Source organism: Actinomadura logoneensis, assembly GCF_003428695.1.
GTDB classification, from domain to species: domain Bacteria; phylum Actinomycetota; class Actinomycetes; order Streptosporangiales; family Streptosporangiaceae; genus Spirillospora; species Spirillospora logoneensis.
The window spans coordinates 1-1,091 of record NZ_QURH01000468.1; the positions used below are offsets into that span (position 1 = coordinate 1).

The 1,091-nt window shown below is 72.2% G+C and carries 1 protein-coding gene; it reads right to left on the reverse strand.

The features are described 5' to 3' along the window. Positions 1-172: 172 nt before the first annotated feature. Positions 173-1,091: carbohydrate ABC transporter permease (locus tag DZF91_RS23365; protein WP_407920928.1), on the reverse strand; the 919-nt coding region annotated here is incomplete at its 5' end.

A 1,091-nucleotide genomic window follows, 5' to 3' on the forward strand; every position in this document is an offset into this window, starting at 1 on the left:
GCCCGCCCGCGCGCCCGGGGCCCGCGCCACCGCACCCGCCGCAGCGCTCATCGCCCCGCCCCCTCCCGGCCGTCCACCGCGCCCGAGCCGTCCACCGCGCCCACCGCATCCACCGCGCCCACCGCAACCACCGCGCCCACGGCACCCCTCACGCCCGTGGCGTCCGCCGGCCTCATCGGGTCCGCTCCGTCCGCACCGACCAGACCAGGTACGGGATGACCAGGACCGCGACCGCCAGCAGCAGGTAGGTCGCGATCGTCGCGCCGTTCGCGGGGTCGTGCCGGTCGAACACCTCGACGTACGTCGCGATCGCCGGGACGTAGGTGATGATCTGCTTGCCCGCGATCGCCATGATCAGGTCGAACACCTTCAGCGAGATGTGCCCGAGGATGATCAGCGCCGACAGCGTGACCGGCCGGAGCTGCGGGAAGACCACGTACCGGTAGACCTGCCACTCCGACGCGCCGTCCACCCGGGCCGCCTCGCGCAGGTCGTCCGGCACGCTGCGGAACCCGGCCAGGTACAGCGCCATCACGTACCCGGACATCTGCCAGACCGCGGGGATCGCCATCGCGGCCATGCCCCACGTCCGGTCCTGCCACCACGAGTTCGCCAGGTCGCCGAGCCCGGCCTTGTGGAAGAGCTGGTTCAGGCCGACCGCGCGGTCGCCGGGGGCCGGGTTCATCAGCCACCGCCACACCACCCCGGACGCGATGAACGAGATCGCCATCGGGAACAGGTAGACGATCCGGAACCCGGCCTCGCCCCGGATGCCCTTCTCCATCAGGAACGCCAGGAACGCGCCGAGCAGCAGCGCGCCGCCCACGAACACGACCGTGAAGATCAGCGCGTGCCGCACCGCCCCCGGCCAGGACGGCTGGTGCCACAGATCGACGAAGTTCTTCCCCTTGTCGAACTTGTACGGCGACACCTCGTCGTGCTTGCCGCTCACCGCGACCCGCGTGTTCCAGAAGATCAGCCCGTACACGAACAGGCCGATCGCCACGATGGACGGCGAGACCAGCAGCAGTCCCGGCAGCCAGCCCGCGCGGCGGAGCCGCCGCAGCGGGCCGGGCCGGGCGGTCGCCGGC